Source organism: Bulleidia sp. zg-1013 (assembly GCF_019798045.1).
Taxonomy (GTDB): domain Bacteria; phylum Bacillota_I; class Bacilli_A; order Erysipelotrichales; family Erysipelotrichaceae; genus Bulleidia.
Genome location: NZ_JAGXEX010000003.1, coordinates 47672 through 66884, shown reverse-complemented (window position 1 = coordinate 66884; position 19213 = coordinate 47672). Strand labels below are relative to the sequence as shown.

At 38.3% G+C, this 19213-nt stretch carries 24 protein-coding genes; 23 read left to right on the top strand and 1 reads right to left on the bottom strand.

Translation table 11 applies throughout. The features are described from left to right. Nucleotides 1–5 precede the first annotated feature (5 nt). The 23 genes from K7I92_RS03630 to K7I92_RS03520 all read left to right on the top strand — a co-directional run bounded on the left by K7I92_RS03630 (nt 6) and on the right by K7I92_RS03520 (nt 18838). The gene (locus K7I92_RS03630; protein ID WP_220282097.1) at nt 6–650 is read left to right on the top strand and encodes a hypothetical protein; all 645 of its coding nucleotides are present in this window, start codon (nt 6–8) and stop codon (nt 648–650) included. 56 nt (nt 651–706) lie between these two features. Beyond that, nucleotides 707–1396: a 16S rRNA (guanine(527)-N(7))-methyltransferase RsmG gene (gene rsmG, locus K7I92_RS03625; RefSeq protein ID WP_203245046.1), complete on the top strand. Its 690-nt coding sequence runs from the start codon at nt 707–709 to the stop codon at nt 1394–1396. Nucleotides 1397–1404: 8 nt separating this feature from the next. Next, nucleotides 1405–2205, top strand: coding sequence for a ParB/RepB/Spo0J family partition protein (locus K7I92_RS03620; RefSeq protein ID WP_203245047.1), 801 nt, complete (start codon nt 1405–1407; stop codon nt 2203–2205). A 13-nt stretch (nt 2206–2218) separates the two neighbouring features. Continuing rightward, complete coding sequence (locus K7I92_RS03615; RefSeq protein WP_203245048.1) at nt 2219–3007, top strand: ParA family protein; 789 nt, start codon at nt 2219–2221, stop codon at nt 3005–3007. Further along, nucleotides 2997–3881, top strand: coding sequence for a ParB/RepB/Spo0J family partition protein (locus tag K7I92_RS03610; protein ID WP_203245049.1), 885 nt, complete (start codon nt 2997–2999; stop codon nt 3879–3881). The genes K7I92_RS03615 and K7I92_RS03610 overlap by 11 nt, the downstream gene beginning before the upstream one ends. Before the next feature lie 78 nt (nt 3882–3959). Then, on the top strand, nt 3960–4277 hold the full coding sequence (locus K7I92_RS03605) for a hypothetical protein (RefSeq protein WP_220282096.1): 318 nt from the start codon (nt 3960–3962) through the stop codon (nt 4275–4277). A 12-nt stretch (nt 4278–4289) separates the two neighbouring features. Continuing rightward, a complete protein-coding gene (locus K7I92_RS03600; protein ID WP_220282095.1) occupies nt 4290–4991 on the top strand; it encodes a F0F1 ATP synthase subunit A in 702 nt (233 codons plus the stop codon). Nucleotides 4992–5001: 10 nt separating this feature from the next. Continuing rightward, on the top strand, nt 5002–5226 hold the full coding sequence (locus tag K7I92_RS03595) for a F0F1 ATP synthase subunit C (protein WP_203245052.1): 225 nt from the start codon (nt 5002–5004) through the stop codon (nt 5224–5226). An 11-nt stretch (nt 5227–5237) separates the two neighbouring features. Further along, entirely contained in the window at nt 5238–5744 is a 507-nt protein-coding gene (locus K7I92_RS03590) for an ATP synthase F0 subunit B (RefSeq protein ID WP_203245053.1), read from the top strand. After that, nucleotides 5737–6282, top strand: a complete 546-nt coding sequence (gene atpH, locus K7I92_RS03585) for an ATP synthase F1 subunit delta (RefSeq protein WP_203245054.1) — start codon at nt 5737–5739, stop codon at nt 6280–6282. The genes K7I92_RS03590 and atpH overlap by 8 nt, the downstream gene beginning before the upstream one ends. Next, entirely contained in the window at nt 6279–7805 is a 1527-nt protein-coding gene (gene atpA / locus K7I92_RS03580; RefSeq protein WP_220282094.1) for a F0F1 ATP synthase subunit alpha, read from the top strand. The genes atpH and atpA overlap by 4 nt, the downstream gene beginning before the upstream one ends. A gap of 2 nt (nt 7806–7807) precedes the next feature. Next, on the top strand, nt 7808–8650 hold the full coding sequence (atpG, locus tag K7I92_RS03575; RefSeq protein WP_220282093.1) for an ATP synthase F1 subunit gamma: 843 nt from the start codon (nt 7808–7810) through the stop codon (nt 8648–8650). Nucleotides 8651–8660: 10 nt separating this feature from the next. Next, nucleotides 8661–10049: a F0F1 ATP synthase subunit beta gene (gene atpD / locus K7I92_RS03570; RefSeq protein ID WP_220282092.1), complete on the top strand. Its 1389-nt coding sequence runs from the start codon at nt 8661–8663 to the stop codon at nt 10047–10049. Beyond that, nucleotides 10049–10447: an ATP synthase F1 subunit epsilon gene (gene atpC / locus K7I92_RS03565; protein WP_220282091.1), complete on the top strand. Its 399-nt coding sequence runs from the start codon at nt 10049–10051 to the stop codon at nt 10445–10447. Before atpD ends, atpC begins: the two co-directional genes overlap by 1 nt. 43 nt (nt 10448–10490) lie before the next feature. Next, nucleotides 10491–11024 carry a hypothetical protein gene (locus K7I92_RS03560; RefSeq protein WP_220282090.1) on the top strand — a complete coding sequence of 178 codons (534 nt, stop codon included), beginning with the start codon at nt 10491–10493 and terminating at the stop codon, nt 11022–11024. Further along, on the top strand, nt 11017–12342 hold the full coding sequence (mnmE, locus tag K7I92_RS03555; protein WP_220282089.1) for a tRNA uridine-5-carboxymethylaminomethyl(34) synthesis GTPase MnmE: 1326 nt from the start codon (nt 11017–11019) through the stop codon (nt 12340–12342). Before K7I92_RS03560 ends, mnmE begins: the two co-directional genes overlap by 8 nt. Continuing rightward, nucleotides 12308–13114 (top strand): TatD family hydrolase, encoded by an 807-nt coding sequence (locus tag K7I92_RS03550; protein WP_220282088.1) that lies wholly within the window; start codon nt 12308–12310, stop codon nt 13112–13114. Before mnmE ends, K7I92_RS03550 begins: the two co-directional genes overlap by 35 nt. Before the next feature lie 126 nt (nt 13115–13240). Further along, nucleotides 13241–14587, top strand: coding sequence for an NADP-specific glutamate dehydrogenase (gene gdhA / locus K7I92_RS03545; RefSeq protein ID WP_220282086.1), 1347 nt, complete (start codon nt 13241–13243; stop codon nt 14585–14587). Between the two features lie 86 nt (nt 14588–14673). Beyond that, nucleotides 14674–15270, top strand: coding sequence for a ribonuclease M5 (rnmV, locus tag K7I92_RS03540; RefSeq protein WP_220282085.1), 597 nt, complete (start codon nt 14674–14676; stop codon nt 15268–15270). Then, entirely contained in the window at nt 15210–16052 is an 843-nt protein-coding gene (gene rsmA / locus K7I92_RS03535) for a 16S rRNA (adenine(1518)-N(6)/adenine(1519)-N(6))-dimethyltransferase RsmA (protein ID WP_220282083.1), read from the top strand. The genes rnmV and rsmA overlap by 61 nt, the downstream gene beginning before the upstream one ends. Further along, entirely contained in the window at nt 16042–16884 is an 843-nt protein-coding gene (locus tag K7I92_RS03530; RefSeq protein WP_220282082.1) for a 4-(cytidine 5'-diphospho)-2-C-methyl-D-erythritol kinase, read from the top strand. Before rsmA ends, K7I92_RS03530 begins: the two co-directional genes overlap by 11 nt. A gap of 2 nt (nt 16885–16886) precedes the next feature. Next, nucleotides 16887–17810: an NTP transferase domain-containing protein gene (locus K7I92_RS03525; protein ID WP_220282081.1), complete on the top strand. Its 924-nt coding sequence runs from the start codon at nt 16887–16889 to the stop codon at nt 17808–17810. Nucleotides 17811–17863: 53 nt separating this feature from the next. Further along, nucleotides 17864–18838 (top strand): ribose-phosphate pyrophosphokinase, encoded by a 975-nt coding sequence (locus tag K7I92_RS03520; protein ID WP_203245066.1) that lies wholly within the window; start codon nt 17864–17866, stop codon nt 18836–18838. A 74-nt stretch (nt 18839–18912) separates the two neighbouring features. Here the strand turns inward: K7I92_RS03520 and K7I92_RS03515 are convergent, their stop codons facing one another. Then, complete coding sequence (locus tag K7I92_RS03515) at nt 18913–19125, bottom strand: cold-shock protein (protein WP_203245067.1); 213 nt, start codon at nt 19123–19125, stop codon at nt 18913–18915. Between the last annotated feature and the right edge of the window lie 88 nt (nt 19126–19213).

Genomic DNA, 19213 nt, shown 5'->3' with positions numbered 1-19213 from the left:
GGAGAATGACAATGGAAATTCAGGATGTGATTAATCGTGTGGAGGTGTATGGCTTTAAAAGTGCTGTGCGTGGTTCTAAATACCCAATGGCAACGGATCTTTCAAAGGTAACTGAGGAAGTGGTACCCCGTACCTTTGCCTTGGCGAAAGCAATCGCCGGTTCGGGACATGATAATTTCTTAAATGGAATTATTGTTCAATTTGATTTGACTTTTAGTAATAAAGCATGGGTAGAAGCAGAGCGTTATCATTTTCTGGATTTTATCAGCTCTCAATCGACCATGCATCGGATTACTAAGTTTGATTTGGGAAAGAGTTATATGTCTTATGTGGATCCACGCATGATTGAAATCATGAAGGAAAAGGTCAAAGCTTATAATGACTTACAAGAATTTCAAAAGAATAAAGTGGATGTTCGTGAAGAAGAAAGAAATGATTTGAAGCAGAAATACCTAGAAATCTTGTATTCAAATCCATGTGGCTTCCGTTTAACAGCTCGAATGACAACAAACTATCGTCAATTAAAAACAATATACAAACAAAGAAAAGACCACCGTTTACCGGAGTGGAGAGTTTTCTGTAAGTGGGTAGAAACACTACCTTATGCACAATTTATTACCGGGGAAAGTAAGCAAATTGTGGATAACTGATTTTCCCACAATTTTCGTTCGCTCATTTGTATAGATAGTGTTAAAATGGAGTAGGTATGAATTATCAAGAACTAAGTCAAAATTGTCAAACGATTGGTTTGGATTGTCCTATTGTCGCATTTCAACAATATTCTTCCTTTCTAAGAGAGTGGAATGAAAGGATGAACTTAACCGCTATCGTTGAGGAAGAACAGATTATTGAGAAACATTTTTGGGATTGTATTCTGCCTTTAAAAAATAAGCTTATTCAAGGTCGTTGGGCGGATGTGGGCTCAGGGGCCGGCTTTCCGGGTTTGGTTTGGAAGATTATGAAACCGGAGTTAGAAATGACGTTAATTGAACCAACGGGTAAAAGATGTCAATTTTTGCAATATGTGATTGATGAACTTCATTTAGAAAAAATTAAAGTGGTGAACGAAAGAGCGGAAGATTATGTTAAAAATCATCGGGAAGAATTTGCCGGTGTGACCGCTAGAGCGGTATCAAATTTATCGTTATTATCCGAGCTTTGTGTTCCTTTGATTCAAGTCCATGGTTACTTTTTGGCTTTAAAAGGGAAACAAGGCAGGCAAGAATTAGAAGTAGCTAAACATGCTTTAGATGTATTGGATGTTCAATTGATTGAAAAACAAGAAGAAACAATCGGTCAGAATGAAAAAAGAGTGAATCTTTTATTCCAAAAAAAACAAATAACTAACAAAAAATATCCAAGAAATTATGGCCAAATGAAAAAGAAACCATTGTAGGAGGAAGTATGGCAACTATTTTTGACTTATTTGAAAAGAAAGATGAATCACGAATTGTCCAGCTTCCCATGGATAAGGTGCTTCCATCTCGCTATCAACCGCGTTTACATTTTGATGAAGGGGCTTTAAAAGAGTTGGCTCAATCCATTCAAGAAACGGGGTTAATTCAACCAATTACCGTTCGTCATATGGGCAATCAATATGAAATTATTGCTGGCGAAAGGCGCTTTCGTGCTTGTGAATATTTAGGTTATGCGACCATTCCTAGTTTTGTCATGACACCAACGGAAGAACAAGCCGCCCAGATGGCTTTGGTTGAAAATGTTCAGCGTGAAAATCTTAGTGCCGTTGAAGAAGCGAAGAGTTATGTGGAATTAATGCGTCAAGCTTCCTTAACTCAGGAACAAATGGCACGCAAGATAGGGAAAAGCCAATCTTCCGTTGCCAATAAAATTCGTTTATTAAACTTACCGGAAGAAATTCAACAAGGTGTTATTAACAATAAGATTACCGAGCGTCATGCGCGTGCTTTATTGACAATTCCGGAAGATAAACAAAAAGAAGCTTATCACTATATTGTCGATAATGGCTTGAATGTTCGTCAAAGTGAAGTTTATTTATCGGATATGAATAAAACAAAAAAGATAAAGAAAATTCATTTGAAACGAGGCTATGCGAAGAATATTAAATTAGCGATTAACACAATTAACTATCAAGTCGAACAGTTGAAGAATATGGGCTTAGATTTAAAGTCTCATGTGATAGAAGAAGGGGACGATGTGAAAATCATCATCTCCATGAAGAAGTAAAAGAAGGGATTCTATGGGAAAGATTATTGCGATAACCAATCAAAAAGGTGGTGTAGGAAAAACCACAACGGCTATGAGTTTGGCGGCCGGTTTAGCCTACGCAAAGAAAAAAGTCTTACTAGTTGACTTTGATCCCCAAGGGAATGCGACGCATGGAATTGGTGCTAGTAAAAGTGGATTTCAAAAAACAGTCTACGATGTATTGATGCGTGAAGAGGCTGTGGACGATGTCAAGGTGAGTTTGGATATGCCGCCAATGGATGTGTTACCATCAACCGTTGACTTAAGTGGTGCCGATATTGATATGGTGAATTACGATGTTGGTCGTGAACAGCTTCTTAAAAACAAACTGGAAGTGACTCGTAACCAATACGATTATATTATTATTGATTGCCCACCAGCCTTGGGTTTATTGAATACCAATGCTTTAACAGCCGCGGATTCAGTGATTATTCCTGTTCAGTGCGAATACTTTGCTTTAGAGGGCTTAACCCAATTGTTAGCGACAATTCGTTTGGTACAAAGACTTTGGAATCCAAAGTTAACCATTGATGGTATCTTATTAACAATGTACGATGCGACCACAAAGCTTTCGGTTGAAGTGCAACAAGAAGTGCGCAAATGTTTTAAAGAAAAGGTTTACCAAAGCTATATTCCACGAAATGTTCGTTTGGCTGAAGCCCCGGCCCGAGGGCAAGATATCTTTAGTTATAGCTTTAATTGTGCCGGAGCGAAGGCCTATTTATCTTTAGCTCAAGAAGTTGTTGCACAAAATGAAAGGGGACGAAAGAATGCCGGATAAAAAGAAAAATGGATTGGGACGTGGGTTGGATTCTTTGTTTGGAACGGATGTTTCCCAATTGATGAGTCAAATTGAAAATGGATCACAGGATTTTGTGTCAACCAAACAGGATGAGATTCCGGTTGATAAAATTCAACCAAACCCTTATCAGCCAAGAAAAGAGTTTGACCAAAAGGCATTGGAGGATTTAGCCAAGTCCATTCAAGAGCATGGTATCTTCACACCGTTATTGGTGATTAAGCGAAGAAGCGACTATCAACTCGTTGCCGGTGAAAGAAGATTAAGAGCCGCTAAGATGGCTCACTTGGAAAAAGTACCGGTTATCATTGTGGATTTTAATGATGAACAGATGATGGAAATTTCCTTATTAGAAAATATTCAAAGAGAAGATTTAAGTCCACTTGAAGAAGCTTTTGGCTTTCAAACCTTAATGAATAAATTGGATTATACCCAAGAAAAATTAGCGGAAAGAGTGGGTAAGTCCAGAGCTTATTGTGCCAATATACTTCGTTTATTAAAGTTGCCACCAGAAGTGCAATCTTTATTGAAGAACCAAGAATTAACGGTTGGTCATGTACGCCCTTTATTAACGCTACAAGATGAAAATGAAATGATTCGTTTAGCACATAAAATGGTCAATGAAAGTCTATCGGTTCGTGAGGCAGAGAAATTATGTGCTAAGGGGGCTGATGATAAGAAGCCGCTTCTTGTGAAAGTGAAAAAAGATCCACAGTTAATGGATATTCAAAACCAAATGAGTCGTAAGTTAGGAACCAAGGTGGAATTAAGTCATAAAAAGATTTCAATTTCGTATGAAGGTAATGAGGATTTAAATCGCATTTTAGCTTTATTGCATTGTTTGGATCAAGAATAATAGAAACTAGGGGAAATGATTATTAAAAAATGAACATTTCCCCTATGTTTTTGTTTAGAAAAGAGTAGAATAATACTTATGAAAATCGAAAAGACATGGATGTGGATTAGTTTGGTGGGTTGTTTGACTATCTTTTTAGGTCCAAAATATTTACTCGGTTGGCTTCTGGGTTGTTTTATTTCGAGAATTTGCTTGGAAACAACGAAAAATTTTGCGAAAAGAAGTTTAGAGAATGGCATTTCAAGTGGCGCAAACGCTCATTTTGGAGTAAATTATCTATTGATGGCAGTCGCCATGCTTTTTTCGGTTGTCTTTCCGATGGTAAGTAATATCTTTACTTGTTTCGCCGGTTTATTAAGTGTAAAAATAAGTATTTATCTATCGGAAGTGATTTAGAAAGGAGGGTGTATGGAACTACAAACAACAGTGTTTAATATTGCGATTATTACTGTCGTAGTTGCTTTTTTGATTATCTTTACTTCAAAAAAAGTTGATCATGCAGATCCGATGGCAAAGCCGTCCATGTTTGTGACGGTCATTGTGAGTTTGGCAACGATGATATTAAATACTGCGAAGGCTTCCTTGGGGGAAGAGAAAGCTAAGATGCTGACACCATATATCTTAGTGCTTTGGATGTATATCTTCTTAAGTAATATTTCCGGATTGTTTGGCATTGAAAGTCCAACATCAAACTTTTCGGTAACCATTCTGTTATCGTTTATTACTTGGGTTCTGATTCAAATCACTATCTTTAGATACAGTGGTGTAAAAGCATACTTTAAAAGCTTTTTTGAGCCAATCCCGGTAATGCTACCAATGAATATTATGGGTAAATTCTCAACGATGTTATCCATGGCCATGCGTCTTTTTGGTAATATTACTTGTGGCTCGATTATGATGCAACTGGTTTATATGGGAACCCAAAATCTTTCGAAAGCGATTGTTGGTTTGTTTGGAGCGAGTTCAAACTTTAACTTTATGGCTCCTATTATGGCGCCACTCTTGCATATCTATTTCGATTTATTTGCCGGTTTTATCCAGACACTCGTATTTGTTACATTAACAATCATTTTGATTGGTAACGAAATTCCAGATACAGAAAAAAATTAAGGAGGATATTATGGAAAAAGGTTTAATTGCTATCGGGGCAGCGATTGCTGTATTTACAGGATTTTTAACAGGTTTAGGAGAAGCGACTGTTGCGGCTCACGCATGTGATGCCATTGGTAAAAATCCAGAAGCTGAATCCAAAATTCGTTCAACAATGATTTTAGGTATTACTTTATCAGAGACTTGTGCGATTTACGGCTTGTTTATTGCGGTGTTACTTATCTTCGCTTACTAAGGAGATTTTGAATGTCAATCAATATTGTCAATCAATTAATTCCAAACGTATTTACATTGATTGCGCAATTGCTGAGTACTTTCGTCTTATTTCTATTGATGCGTAAATTTCTTTGGAAATCCATTCAAGCTTATTTACAAAAAAGATCCGATAAATTGCAGTCTGATTTATTGGCTGGTGAATCCGCAAAAGCACAGGCTGAAAGCGATCGTGAGTTGGCAAAGAAACAGTTGGAACGGGCTTCTTTAAAGTCGCAAGAAATGGTTGAAAAAGCAACCGTCCAAGCGAAACAAGAACGTCAACTCATCTTAGATCAAGCACAACAAGAAGCGAAAATTCGTGAGGATAGAGCGAGTGAACAGATTGCGAAAGAACGTCGTGATTTAGAAAATACGATTAAAGCGGAAATCGTGAATGTGGCTTTAAGTGCAACTGCCAAGGTGGTTGGTGAAAAACATGCAACGGATATAGACGAAGAAGCGATTACTCAATTTGTGGAAGGAAATAGCCATGAATAATGAGCTGGCGATACGCTATGGACAAGGTTTGTTTGAAGTAGCGAAAGAAAAGAATTGCGTGAATGCTTTCTTAATGGAAGTACAAGAGCTTAAATCAGTGTTTCAAAGAGAGCCTAAATTATTAAGTGTTTTAAAAGCGACACGAATTAGTAAACAAGAAAAACACGATTTTTTGAATCGTCTTTTTAAGAATGCTCTACAAATGGATGTGTTAAATTTTGTACATTTGATGGTAGATCGTAAGCGGGTTCCATACTTAGTGGATAGCCTAGAGGCTTATGAAACATTAGCTTATGAAGAGTTAAAGATGAAAGTCGCAACGGTCTATTCAGCGCGACCGTTAAGCGCTAATCAGATGGAAAAAGTAAAAGGAAAGCTCGAACAGGATTCAGGTTATCAAATCTTACTTCATAACGAAGTAGATGAAAGTTTAATTGCTGGAATTAAGGTAAAGATAGGAAATCAAGTTATGGATATTTCTACACAATACCAAATCGAACAATTAAAACAGAAATTATTGAAAGGAGTACGAGGATGAGTAATATCCGACTGGAAGAAATTAGTTCTCTCATTAAACAAGAGATTGAACAATATGGGAATAAAGTAGAATCCAGTGATGTCGGCTATGTCATCAGCGTTGGGGATGGTATTGCGATGGTTCAAGGTATGAGCCAAGCAATGTCTTCGGAATTATTAGACTTTGGTCATGGTGTTATGGGTATGGTGCAAAACCTAGAAGAAGACCATATTGGTGCTGTGTTATTAGGTAATGACCGTAGTATCAAAGAAGGCGACGAGGTACGTCGTACTGGCAAGATTGTTGAAGTACCGGTTGGTGATGCTTTATTAGGACGTGTTGTGGATGCGTTGGGGCAAGCCATTGATGGTGGAAAACCAATTCAAAGCGATAAAACAAGACCGGTGGAACGTATTGCTCCGGGGGTAATGACACGTAAATCCGTTTCTCAACCTTTAATGACAGGATTAAAAGTGATTGACTCCATGATTCCAATTGGTAAAGGACAACGTGAGTTAATCATCGGTGATCGTGAAACAGGCAAAACAGCGATTGCTTTGGATACCATTTTGAACCAAAAAGGAAAGAATGTGTATTGCATTTATGTAGCGATTGGGCAAAAAGAAAGTACGGTTGCCCGTTTCGTACAAAAGCTTCGTGAAAATAGTGCTTTAGAGTACACAACGATTGTTAATGAAGGGGCCAGCGCTTCCGCTCCTTTACAATACCTAGCTCCATACGCAGGTTGTGCGATGGGTGAGGAATGGATGGAACAAGGCAAGGATGTCTTAATTATTTATGATGATTTATCCAAACATGCAGTAGCGTATCGTACGATGTCTTTATTATTACGTCGCCCGCCCGGACGTGAAGCTTACCCTGGTGATGTCTTCTATTTACACTCTCGTTTGTTAGAAAGAGCCGCGAAGTTATCCGATGAATTGGGTGGTGGTTCTTTAACGGCTTTACCAATTATTGAAACCCAAGCGGGCGATATTTCGGCTTATATTCCAACGAATGTCATTTCCATTACGGATGGTCAGATTTTCTTACAAGCGGATTTATTCGCGTCAGGTGTTCGTCCGGCGGTGGACTCCGGTTTATCCGTATCCCGTGTTGGTTCAGCCGCCCAAACCAAAGCCATGAAGTCAGTTTCTTCTTCTTTGAAATTGGAGTTGGCGCAATACAATGAAATGCTGTCATTTTCACAATTCGGTTCTGATTTGGATGATAGCACTAAGAGGATTATCAACCATGGTGCGCATTTAACGGAACTATTGAAACAAGGTCAATACAAGCCTTATTCCATGATTGATCAGGTGCTAAGCCTCTTTGCGGCCAAGAACAATGTGTTTGATCAAGTAGACTTAGAGGATATTTCAGAATTAGAAAATCGTATTCTTCGTTATTTCCACACGGAAAAAGCAGACTTATTAAATGAGATTGAAAGCTCCGGGAATTTAAACGATGAACAACGTGCTGTTTTAAAAGAAGGAATGGCACAAGTTTTAGAAGATTTCTTATTAGTTAAAGGAGCTAAGTAGTTATGCCGGAATCAAGGCAAGCACTTAGAGGTCGTATTCGTTCTATTCGTAGTACTCGTAAAATCACCTCGGCAATGGAAATGATTTCCAATGCGAAATTATTCCGTCAACGCTCGAGAATGGAAAGTAATCGTGAATTTTCCACTCGTTTACAATCAATTGTGAATGAAATTATGGTGAAAAGTCCACAAATTGAAAGTCCATTTATGGTTCATAACAAACAAGACAAGGCGCTTGTGTTTGTGTTTTGTTCGGATATGGGATTAGCGGGCGGCTATAATGCGAATGTGATGAAAGAATTAAAGGCACAGGTTTCTTTAGATAGTGAGATTGTACTAATTGGATCTTCTTTACGTCGTTTAATTCGTGAAGCCGGTTATCCAATTCGGGCTAAGATTGAATCAGACCATGTAATCTTTAGTGAATTAAAGAAGCTATTGGATTCAGCGGTGTATGATTTCCAACTAGGAAAGATTGGTAAAATTCAAATTTTACATACAAAGTTTGTAAATACGATGCGTTTTGAACCAATCGTAGAGACAATTTTACCATTCCATTTTGATGGTGTTGCACAAAAAACAGAAAGGGTTGAAACTTTGTTTGAACCAAATCCGGAAGTGCTATTAAATGCCCTGATCCCAATGATGCTAACATCGGTGTTGTATTCTCATTGGTTAGAAAGCACCACTTCGGAACAGGGTAGTCGAAGAATAGCAATGAAGACAGCAACGGATAATGCGGATGAATTATCGCAACAATTACAGCTCGAATACAATAAGATACGCCAAGCGGCGATTACGCAGGAAATCACTGAAATTGTTGGTGGCGCAAGTGTAGAAAGTTAAGGTGTCAAGAATGCAGGAAAAAGGAAAGATTGTACAGGTGATTGGACCTGTCATTGATATACAATTTGCGACGGAACATTTACCGGCCATTCGTAATGCAATTCACATTCCTTACCAAGATGGTTTTATGACGGCGGAAGTTGCTCAACATGTTGGTGATGATGTGGTGCGTTGTATTGCGATGTCTTCAACCGATGGTTTGGTTCGTGGCGTAGAATGTCTTGATACAGGATCTCCAATCCAAGTGCCGGTTGGTGATGAAGTACTGGGTAGAATGTTCAATGTGCTGGGGGAAACAATTGATGGTCTAGGTCCTGTACAAACGGACAAGAGATTACCAATTCATAGAGAAGCACCAAGCTTTTCTGAACAGCGAACAACATCGGATATTCTTGAAACAGGAATTAAGGTTATTGACTTACTTTGCCCATACGCAAAGGGTGGTAAGATTGGTTTGTTTGGTGGTGCCGGGGTTGGTAAAACCGTTTTAATGCAGGAGCTTATCCACAATATTGCGATTGAGCATGGGGGTCGTTCTGTTGTTGCCGGGGTTGGGGAAAGAACTCGTGAAGGTAACGATATGTACCATGAAATGAAAAATTCAGGTGTCTTAAAGAATACGGTTTTAACTTATGGACAAATGAATGAGTCTCCCGGTGCTCGTATGCGTGTTGCTTTAACAGCTTTAACGATGGCTGAATATTTTCGTGATGAAGAAAGACAGGAAGTGTTATTATTCATCGATAATATCTTCCGTTTTACACAAGCGGGTTCAGAAGTATCGGCTTTATTAGGTCGTATGCCTTCAGCGGTTGGCTATCAACCAACCTTAGCAACGGAAATGGGTCAGCTGCAAGAAAGAATTACATCAACGGATAAAGGTTCAATTACTTCGGTGCAAGCAATTTATGTGCCGGCCGATGACTTAACGGATCCGGCGCCGGCGACGACGTTCTCGCACTTGGATGCTCGTTTGGTCTTAGATCGTTCGATTGCGGCTTTGGGTATTTATCCGGCGGTAGATCCATTAGGTTCTTCTTCACGTATGTTAGATCCGCTCGTGATTGGTGAGGAACACTACCAAGTGGCACGGGAAGTGCAAGAAATTTTACAGCGTTATAAAGAACTACAAGATATTATTGCTATTTTAGGAATGGAAGAATTATCGGAAGATGATAAGAGAGTGGTTGCTCGTGCTCGTCGTGTACGTAACTTTTTATCTCAACCATTCTCGGTAGCGGAACAGTTCTCCGGTTTACCAGGTAAGTATGTCAAAGTGAAAGATACCGTTCGTAGTTTCCGTGAAATCCTAGATGGTAAATACGATGATTTACCGGAGGTGGCTTTCTTGAGTGTCGGCACTATTGAAGATGTGGTAGAAAAGGCTGAACAATTATAATGACTAAAATTCATTGTCGTATAATCACACCTGAAAAACTATATCGCGAATTTGATTCGGATATTCTAACCATTGAAACAACAGAAGGTCAACAAGGTATCTTACCAAACCACATGCCCTTAGTGACCAATTTGGTGATTGGTAAATTGAGTTCGGTATTGGATGGAAAAAGAGAGGAATACGCTGTTACAGGCGGATTATTCTATTTCCGTGAAAACAAAGCTGAAATTTTAACCGATGCGATTGAGTCTAAAGAAGAGATTGATTTAGCTCGTGCCGAACAAGCGAAAAATCGAGCTGAGAATCGAATTCAACATAAGAGCGAGGATATTGACTTAAGACGAGCGGAAATCGCATTAAAAAAAGCGCTAAATCGTATTCGAGTTGGTAAACTATAGTAAAATAGAGCAGGCAGAGGCCTGCTTTTTCTTGGAGGTTTATATGATTAAAAAATATTACCAATCGTTACATAGTCTAAAATATTCTCTTATTTTACCGGGATTAACCTTCTTGATTTTTGTGATTGCCTATATCAGAGATAAGAAACATAATTCATCTTTAACCACGGTTTTAATTATTCTAGTTGCTTTATTAGCAGTCATTATGTTCTTTTATTACCTGGGAAAAGTACGTATTTCTAAACAATTAAAGACGATTGAAAACCTTGATGCCTATAAAGAAGGTGGTATGGTGGATAAGTCTTGGATTTTAGAAAATCGTATATTATCGTATCATCAAGGTGTTATTCAAGAAATAAATGTTTCTGATATTCAATCCATGAAAGTGGAAGAAGGTAAACATGGCAAATACACGTTCATTTTTAATGATCATGTAAAAATGTCTTGTCAAGATTTATCGGAAGGTAGAAGATTATTAGCTCTTCTTCTAAAGGCGAATCCTGCTATTCACTATCAAGGCTTAGAACCGGAAGGGAATGGTCGTATTCAAAGTCTAGGAGGAAAAAAACATGAGTAATGATACAATCGTTGCAATATCTACAGCTGATGCGATGGCGGCCGTTTCCATCATTCGTATTTCCGGACCGGACACTTTCTCTATGGTTGAAAAGCTTTGTCATAAAGATGTTTCTAAGGTGGCAGGCTATCGTTTGGTGCGGGCTGAGGTATTTGAGCAAGAAGAAGTGGTGGATGATATTTTAGTTGCTGTTTTTCATCATCCTCGTTCGTATACCGGTGAAGATGTAGTGGAATTGAATTGCCATGGGGGTGTGTATTTAACACATAAGATTCTACAATTAATCCTAGGCTTAGGAGCGCGTCTTGCAAAAAGAGGAGAATTTACGCAAAGAGCTTTCTTAAATGAAAAAATGGATTTATCGCAAGCGGAAGCGATTCAAGACTTGATTGTGGCGGAGGATGAAATCAATACGAAATCGGCAATTCATACATTAAAAGGCTCTATCCTGAGAGTTCTTAAACCGCTGGAAGAGGACTTAATTCAAATGATTGCTCATATTGAAGTGAACATCAATTATCCGGAATACGATGATGTGGAAGTATTAGTGCAATCGGATATTTTACCGAAAGCACGTGTGTGGCGAAATCAATTAAAGAAATTAGTTACCCGGTCGGAAAAAGCACAGGTAGTGAAAAATGGTATCCAAACAGCGATTGTTGGTCGTCCAAATGTTGGTAAGAGTTCTTTGTTGAATGCACTATTGGAAGAAGATAAAGCAATCGTGACAGATATTGCCGGTACAACAAGAGATATTGTGGAAGGAAACATTCGCATTGGTTCCTTCTCTTTGCATTTGATTGATACTGCCGGCATTCGTGAAAGCCATAACCAAATCGAACAAATAGGTATTGAAAAATCCAAACAAATGATGAAACAGGCACAGCTGATTTTATTGGTTTTAGATGGTTCTCAAGAATTAACATTAGAAGACCAAGAGCTTTTGGAACAAACTAAGGATAAGACAAGAATTATTATTTATAACAAGAAGGACTTAGGAGCTAAGTACGATGGTGTTCAAATCAGTGCGGCGAATGGAGATGTGGAAGAATTGATTGAAAAGATAGAAGAATTATTCCAACAAGAAGTCCTTGCGGCAAATGGAGATACTTTAGCTAATGATCGTCAAATTGGTTTAGCAAAGGCTTCATTAAGAGCAATGGATCAAGCGATTGAAGCTTTAGAAGCTGGTATGGAATTGGATTTGGTTACGGTTGATTTACAAGAAAGCTGGAATTGTTTGAAAGATATGAGTGGGGGCAGAAGCCGAGAGAATTTGTTGGATGAAATATTTTCTCGTTTCTGTTTGGGTAAATAGGATGAGATTTTTAGATAGTCATTTTCATTTGATGGCAGAAGAGTTTGATAAAGATCGTGAAGTTGTATTACAAAGAGCCTTAAATCAAGGGGTTAAAGATTTAATGGTGATTACCTTGGATAATGAAGAAACGAAAAAGGCGATTGAATTCAATCAAGCCCATGGCAATCCATTCTTGATTGCGGCCGGTATTTTTCCCGAGGATTTAGAAAAGAATAATGAAATCTATTGGCAAGAGTTTTGTGATTTATGTGCAAAACCAGAAATAAGTGCGATTGGTGAAATTGGTTTGGAATACCATTGGGTAAGTGACCCCGAGCTTCGTGAAAAACAGAAACTTTTGTTCGCAAAACAGATTGAGTTATCGAAAGCGTTGAATAAGCCTTATTTGGTGCATAGTCGTGATGCGATACAAGATACTTTTGACATTATGAAAGCTCATGGTGGTCGTGGTTTGGTGCATTGTTTTCCAGGTTCACCGGAAATGGCGAAGGAGTTTAATAAGTTTGGTTTTTACCTAGCCATTGGGGGTGCTTTAACCTTTAAAAACGCAAAACATGCTCCGGAGGTGGTTAGGGGGATGGATATTCGTTATTTATTAAGTGAAACGGATGCGCCTTATATGACTCCGGTTCCCCATCGTGGTCACCGTAACGAACCTAGTTATATTCCTTACATTGTTGAAAAAATGGCAGAGCTTCGTGGTATTTCTAAGGAAGAAATGACAGCTCAAATTCAGCAAAATTGGTTAAATTTTTTTACTAAAAAGTAAAAGAATTTTCATAGAAGAAAAACAGAGCAATCAGAATACTCATTCTATTTTTAAAGATTTGAAAGGATTTATATTCAGATTGGATAGGTGTACAATGAAAACATTCTTAAAAATAAGGGGGCTATCATGAACGAATATGTACAACGTGTTATCCATAACACGTGTGAAAAACACAAAGATCAACCAGAGTTTTTACAATCGGTCACCGAGGTTTTAAAGACGATTGAACCGGTTGTAAAAGCGCACCCGGAATATGAAAAAGCGGCTTTATTAGAACGCTTAGTTGAACCGGAAAGACAAATTCTTTTCCGTGTTGTTTGGAACGATGATAAGGGTGAGGTCCATGTGAACACAGGGTATCGAATTCAATTCAATGGCGTGCTTGGTCCATACAAGGGTGGTTTAAGATTTCATCCATCTGTGAATCTTTCCGTCTTAAAATTCTTAGGCTTTGAACAAACCTTTAAGAATAGCTTAACCACTTTAGCGATTGGTGGCGGAAAAGGAGGGAGTGATTTTGACCCTCATGGTAAGAGTGATGCGGAAATCATGCGTTTTTGCCAAGCTTTTATGACCGAATTATATCGCCATATTGGACCAAATACGGATGTACCAGCGGGTGATATTGGTGTAGGCGGTCGTGAGATTGGTTATTTATTTGGTCAATACAGAAGAATTCGTGACAGTTTTGATAATGGCGTGTTAACGGGTAAAGGCTTGACATTTGGTGGTTCTTTAATTCGTCCGGAAGCAACGGGCTTTGGGGTATTGTATTACATTCAACGTGTTTTTGAACACGAAGGGCTTGTGTTAAAAGGGAAAACCATTGCGGTATCAGGCTATGGAAATGTGGCTTGGGGTGTTTGTAAGAAAGCAACTGAATTGGGCGCTAAAGTCGTTACAATTTCCGGTCACAATGGTTATGTTTACGATCCGGAGGGAATTGATACCAAAGAAAAGATTAATTTCTTATTAGAAATGAGGGCTTCACAAAACGCCAATGTGAAGATGTATGCCGATAAATTTGGTTGTGCCTTCATGGAGGGAAAGAAACCTTGGGAAGTGAAGGTAGATATTTGTATTCCATGTGCGACACAAAATGAAGTTGATTTATCTGTTGCGGAAATCATGGTTCAAAATGGCACTCAGTATTATTTCGAAGGAGCGAATATGCCGGCTACGAATGAGGCGATTGCTTATTTGCAAGGGAATGGTGTTTTAGTTGGTCCGGCTAAAGCGGCGAATGCAGGTGGTGTTGCGGTATCGGCTTTAGAAATGAGTCAAAATAGTGAGCGTTTAAGTTGGAGCTGTGAAGAAGTTGACCAAAAGTTAAGGGAAATCATGTACAATATCGTGGATGTATCTTATCAAGCAAGTGAACGTTATGGTCTTAAACGGGATTTGGTTTCAGGAGCGAATATTGCCGGCTTTGAAAAAGTGGCGGAAGCGATGATGGCACAAGGACTGATTTAGGGATTAAATAAAAAACTGGAATTGATTGATAGTAAGCATTTTGTTTCTATGAAATTAGAAATTGGGAAACGGTTATACTATAGCTAATGAAAAAAGAAAAAATACAAGAAGTCATTATCGTTGAGGGAAAACACGACACGATGGCTTTAAAAGAAATCTTTGATTGTGAAACGATAGAAACGGGTGGAACTTCTTTATCCGAAACAGTTTTTCAACAAATTGAAAAGGCATTACATAAAACAGGGGTGATTGTTTTTACTGATCCGGATACCCCGGGCAATCAAATCCGTTTTAAAATAAAAGAAAAATTTCCAAGCGTTAAAGAAGCCTTTATTCCTAAAGATAAAGCGAAAACACGAAAGAAGGTTGGTGTGGAGCATGCTAAGGCAGAGGATTTAATTCAATCTTTACATCATGTGATGACAACCTTTTCAACTAAAAACTCAGATATAGAGATGAAAGACTTAGTGGAATTAGGCTTAAGTGCCAATCCTTTGGCAAGTGAAAGAAGAGAATATATTGGTAATCAATTGCACATAGGTACAGCCAACGCAAAAACTTTTTTAAAACGTCTACAACACTATGGAATACAAAGAAAAGAAGTACAGGAGCTTACAAAATCATGGCAAAAGCAATCTCAACCCCATCCCGAACCAAAGAAATTCTTGAACAATACCAATTAAAAGCCAAGAAGAATTTTGGTCAGAATTTTTTAGTGGATCCCATTATCACAAAACGGGTGGCGAATGAAGCCAATGTGGATGGGGTGGTTTTAGAAGTTGGACCGGGTATTGGTAGCCTAACTGAACAATTAGCCTATGTTGCTAAAAAGGTGATTGCCTATGAAATTGATTTGGGTTTAAAAGAAGTATTAGCAGACAATTTTTCGGAATTCAAGAATGTTGAAATCCAATTCCAAGATTTTTTAAAAGTGGATTTGCGTGAAAAAATAAAAGAATGGAAGAAACAGTATGGAAAAGTTGTTGTTTGTGCTAATTTACCATATTACATTACTTCAGCTGTCTTATTTAAAGTGTTTGCAGAAGAGGCTATTGAAACAATTACAGTGATGGTTCAAAAAGAGGTGGGTGATCGTTTCAATGCGAAGGTGAACGATAGTGAATACTCGGCTTTAAGCGTTGAGGGACAAAGTTACTATGATATTAAGAAGCTATTTACCGTTCCAAGTCGTTCTTTTAATCCAAGTCCTAAAGTGGATTCGGTGATTATTCAATTCCAGCGGAAAGCAATAATGCCATCCTTTAACAGAGAGGCTTATTTTGGTTTTGTTCGGGATTGTTTCGGACAGAGAAGAAAGACCATTCGTAATAACCTACAAAAGAATTTCAGCAATGAAGAAATTGATTGGGCTTTAACAAAATGTGGAATTGAAGCCGGTCAAAGACCACAGAATTTGAGTGCTTGTCAATACCAAGCTTTATTTGAGGTACTATATGCGGGATAGAGCCTACGCTAAAATCAACTTAGCTTTAGAAGTTGGGTCAACTAGATTGGATGGTTATCATGATTTGAGAATGGTGATGGTTCCGATTGATTTCTATGATCAAGTGGAAATCGTGCCATCCGATGTGGATGAGTTAATTTGTAATAAAGGATACATTCCTTTAAATCCAAAGAATACGATGTACCAAGCTTTAACGATTATCAGAAATCGCTACAACATTGAAGATAAGTTTTCTATTTCACTTCAGAAACAACTTCCTGTAAGAGCCGGCTTAGCCGGCGGTTCAGCCGATGCGGCGGCGGTCATTCGTTTATTAAATCGTATGTTGAAATTAAATATGAGTCGGAAAGAAATGATTGAAATAGCTTTGGATGTGGGATCAGATGTGCCTTTCTGCTTATTTAATCAAGCTTGTATTGTTGAAGGCAAAGGGGAAATCTTAACACCAATTGAAGTTAATTTAAATTTTGAACTCTTATTAGTCAAACCAAAAAATGGTGTTTCAACGAAAAAAGCCTTTCAATTAATTGGGGATGAAGATAAAATACCTTTGGATATTCTTCCATTAGCAAGGGCTTTAAAAGAAAGTGACTATGATACTTTCTTATCCAGCTTAGGAAACCATTTAGAACCGGTGGCGACACGTCTTGTACCCGAAATACAAGAAGTTAAACAAGAATTATTGGAATTAGGTTTTGATGCAAGTTTAATGAGCGGCTCCGGTTCAACGGTTTTTGGTATCACCAAATCAGCAGATTTAACCAATAGTGCGTTTAAAAAATTAAGAAGGAAAGGGTACTTTGTGCGAAGAACACATGTATTAAAGGGATAACTATGAATTCAGCAATTATTATGGCGGGTGGTAAGGGAACTCGCATGAAATCAAAGCTGGCGAAGGTTTTACATCCATTGTTGGATGTACCAATGGTGCAGTGGGTTGTGGATGGTTTAAAAGAGGCTGGTAGTGAAAGGATTGTGACCGTCGTTGGTTTTCAGCACGAAGAAGTTGAGAAACAATTGGCTGGTCAATGCGAATTTGCACTACAAGCAGAACAGCTGGGAACAGGTCACGCTGTGAAACAGGCTACACAGCTAAAGGAAGAAGATGGTATCACCATAGTGGCTAGCGGAGATTGTCCCAATGTACGAGCAGAAACATATGCCTCTTTATATGACATGCCCGAAGATTGTGACATGATTGTTTTAACAGCGGTCTTAGAAGATCCCGGTTTATATGGAAGGGTTATTCGTCTAAAAGATGGAACCGTTGAAAAGATTGTGGAAGCTAAAGACGCTAGTGAAGAGGAATTGAAAGTAAGAGAAATCAATTCAGGGATTTACGCGTTTCGCACAAAGAAATTATTTGAAGCTTTGGAATTATTGAGGAACGATAATGCTCAAAAGGAATATTATTTAACCGATGTGGTGGAAATATTTCGTAAAAAAGGCTATCAAGTGCAAGCGAAAATAGTGGAAGATGCCCACGAAGTGGAAGGTTTGAATAGTTTGGTAGAAGTCGCTTCTTCAACGAAGTACTTACAAAGAAGAATCAATACGAAGTGGATGAAGTTTGGTGTACAAATGGTGGATCCGGAGAACACCTATATTGGACCTTATGTGAAATTAGAAGCGGATGTTTTTCTATACCCAAATGTCTCAATTTATGGACATAGTGTTGTTCATACAGGTTCGATACTTTACCCGGGAGTTTTTGTAAAAGACAAAGAAATTATGGAAAATAGCACTTTATCCATTTAGAAAACGCTTAAATTGGGCTATAATCTAAACAGTTAAGGAGAGAAATAGTTCCAATGTTAAAAGAAACAGTTGTATTCGCACTAACTTCTAGCACAGGTCTTGCGTCATCCATTTGTAAGGAATTGGATCTTCCGCTAGGAAAAATTAAGGTTGAGCATTTCGCAGATGGTGAAATTTTAGTTGAACCTCAAGAATCCGTTCGGGGTCGTTCGGTATTTATTGTCCAATCCACCTGCACGCCGGTAACTGAACATTTGATGGAAGTTTTGGTTTGTATTGATGCTTGTAAACGAGCTTCGGCAGGTGAAATCAATGTTATCATGCCTTATTTCGGCTATGCCAGACAGGATCGTAAAGCAAAACCTCGTCAGCCAATCACTTCAAAATTAGTGGCTAATTTATTGCAAGTGGCTGGTGCTAATCGTGTGGTTACTTTTGATTTACATGCTGCTCAAATTCAAGGGTATTTTGATATTCCAATTGATGATTTAACAGCTGTTCCAATGTTGGGAGAATATTTTAAGACATTGCAAATTCCAAATGAAGATTTAGTGGTTGTTTCACCCGATCATGGTGGGGTGACGCGTGCCAGACGAATGGCGGATATTTTGGGTGCCCCAATTGCCATTATTGATAAGAGAAGACCACAACCAAACGCCGTAGAAGCACAAAATGTGATTGGTGATGTCAAGGATAAGACTTGTATCGTCATTGATGATATTTGTGATACGGCCGGTTCTTTGGTAGCTGGTTGTCAAATCTTAAAGGATTATGGAGCAAAAGAAATTTACACAGGTATTACCCATGGTGTTTTCTCTCGTGATGCGATTGAAAAGATTGAAAATTCACCAATTAAGGAAATGGTCATCTCCGATACAATTCCATTTGAGCAAGAAAAGAGAGTTAGAAGCACAAAGGTAAAGGTTATCTCTATTTCAAGTATGTTGGCTAAGACGATTATAGCGATTCGTGGTCACGCTCCTGTTTCTAGGGTATACGAAGATTATAATTTTGATATGTTTAAATAGAATTAAAAAGTTTTTGAAATGTGCCGGTCATTTAAAAAAGAGTGCTGGCACCCTTTTTTAAATCATAATGTCAATTATAACTTTTCGACGTTTGAAGCGTGTGGTCCCTTATCGCCTTCTTCGACTTCAAATTGTACAGCTTGACCTTCTTTTAAAGTTTTGTGTCCATTTTCATCGCCTTCTTTGATGGCTGAGAAGTGAACGAAAATGTCTTTTCCTTCTTCATCAGATGTGATAAAGCCGTAACCTTTTTGGTCGTCGAACCATTTAACTTTTCCAGTTAACATTCAATGAATCTCCTTACTATGTATTACGAAAATTTTTAAGGTTTCAAATACACGCTAATTGTACTTTAATTGTAAAGAAATATGCAAG

What these genes read in the sequence shown, in the direction of transcription:
- K7I92_RS03630 (WP_220282097.1), top strand. Translation starts at nt 6, where the DNA reads ATGACAATGGAAATTCAGGATGTGATTAATCGTGTGGAGGTGTATGGC.
- rsmG (WP_203245046.1), top strand. Translation starts at nt 707, where the DNA reads ATGAATTATCAAGAACTAAGTCAAAATTGTCAAACGATTGGTTTGGAT.
- K7I92_RS03620 (WP_203245047.1), top strand. Translation starts at nt 1,405, where the DNA reads ATGGCAACTATTTTTGACTTATTTGAAAAGAAAGATGAATCACGAATT.
- K7I92_RS03615 (WP_203245048.1), top strand. Translation starts at nt 2,219, where the DNA reads ATGGGAAAGATTATTGCGATAACCAATCAAAAAGGTGGTGTAGGAAAA.
- K7I92_RS03610 (WP_203245049.1), top strand. Translation starts at nt 2,997, where the DNA reads ATGCCGGATAAAAAGAAAAATGGATTGGGACGTGGGTTGGATTCTTTG.
- K7I92_RS03605 (WP_220282096.1), top strand. Translation starts at nt 3,960, where the DNA reads ATGAAAATCGAAAAGACATGGATGTGGATTAGTTTGGTGGGTTGTTTG.
- K7I92_RS03600 (WP_220282095.1), top strand. Translation starts at nt 4,290, where the DNA reads ATGGAACTACAAACAACAGTGTTTAATATTGCGATTATTACTGTCGTA.
- K7I92_RS03595 (WP_203245052.1), top strand. Translation starts at nt 5,002, where the DNA reads ATGGAAAAAGGTTTAATTGCTATCGGGGCAGCGATTGCTGTATTTACA.
- K7I92_RS03590 (WP_203245053.1), top strand. Translation starts at nt 5,238, where the DNA reads ATGTCAATCAATATTGTCAATCAATTAATTCCAAACGTATTTACATTG.
- atpH (WP_203245054.1), top strand. Translation starts at nt 5,737, where the DNA reads ATGAATAATGAGCTGGCGATACGCTATGGACAAGGTTTGTTTGAAGTA.
- atpA (WP_220282094.1), top strand. Translation starts at nt 6,279, where the DNA reads ATGAGTAATATCCGACTGGAAGAAATTAGTTCTCTCATTAAACAAGAG.
- atpG (WP_220282093.1), top strand. Translation starts at nt 7,808, where the DNA reads ATGCCGGAATCAAGGCAAGCACTTAGAGGTCGTATTCGTTCTATTCGT.
- atpD (WP_220282092.1), top strand. Translation starts at nt 8,661, where the DNA reads ATGCAGGAAAAAGGAAAGATTGTACAGGTGATTGGACCTGTCATTGAT.
- atpC (WP_220282091.1), top strand. Translation starts at nt 10,049, where the DNA reads ATGACTAAAATTCATTGTCGTATAATCACACCTGAAAAACTATATCGC.
- K7I92_RS03560 (WP_220282090.1), top strand. Translation starts at nt 10,491, where the DNA reads ATGATTAAAAAATATTACCAATCGTTACATAGTCTAAAATATTCTCTT.
- mnmE (WP_220282089.1), top strand. Translation starts at nt 11,017, where the DNA reads ATGAGTAATGATACAATCGTTGCAATATCTACAGCTGATGCGATGGCG.
- K7I92_RS03550 (WP_220282088.1), top strand. Translation starts at nt 12,308, where the DNA reads ATGAAATATTTTCTCGTTTCTGTTTGGGTAAATAGGATGAGATTTTTA.
- gdhA (WP_220282086.1), top strand. Translation starts at nt 13,241, where the DNA reads ATGAACGAATATGTACAACGTGTTATCCATAACACGTGTGAAAAACAC.
- rnmV (WP_220282085.1), top strand. Translation starts at nt 14,674, where the DNA reads ATGAAAAAAGAAAAAATACAAGAAGTCATTATCGTTGAGGGAAAACAC.
- rsmA (WP_220282083.1), top strand. Translation starts at nt 15,210, where the DNA reads ATGGCAAAAGCAATCTCAACCCCATCCCGAACCAAAGAAATTCTTGAA.
- K7I92_RS03530 (WP_220282082.1), top strand. Translation starts at nt 16,042, where the DNA reads ATGCGGGATAGAGCCTACGCTAAAATCAACTTAGCTTTAGAAGTTGGG.
- K7I92_RS03525 (WP_220282081.1), top strand. Translation starts at nt 16,887, where the DNA reads ATGAATTCAGCAATTATTATGGCGGGTGGTAAGGGAACTCGCATGAAA.
- K7I92_RS03520 (WP_203245066.1), top strand. Translation starts at nt 17,864, where the DNA reads ATGTTAAAAGAAACAGTTGTATTCGCACTAACTTCTAGCACAGGTCTT.
- K7I92_RS03515 (WP_203245067.1), bottom strand. Translation starts at nt 19,125, where the DNA reads ATGTTAACTGGAAAAGTTAAATGGTTCGACGACCAAAAAGGTTACGGC.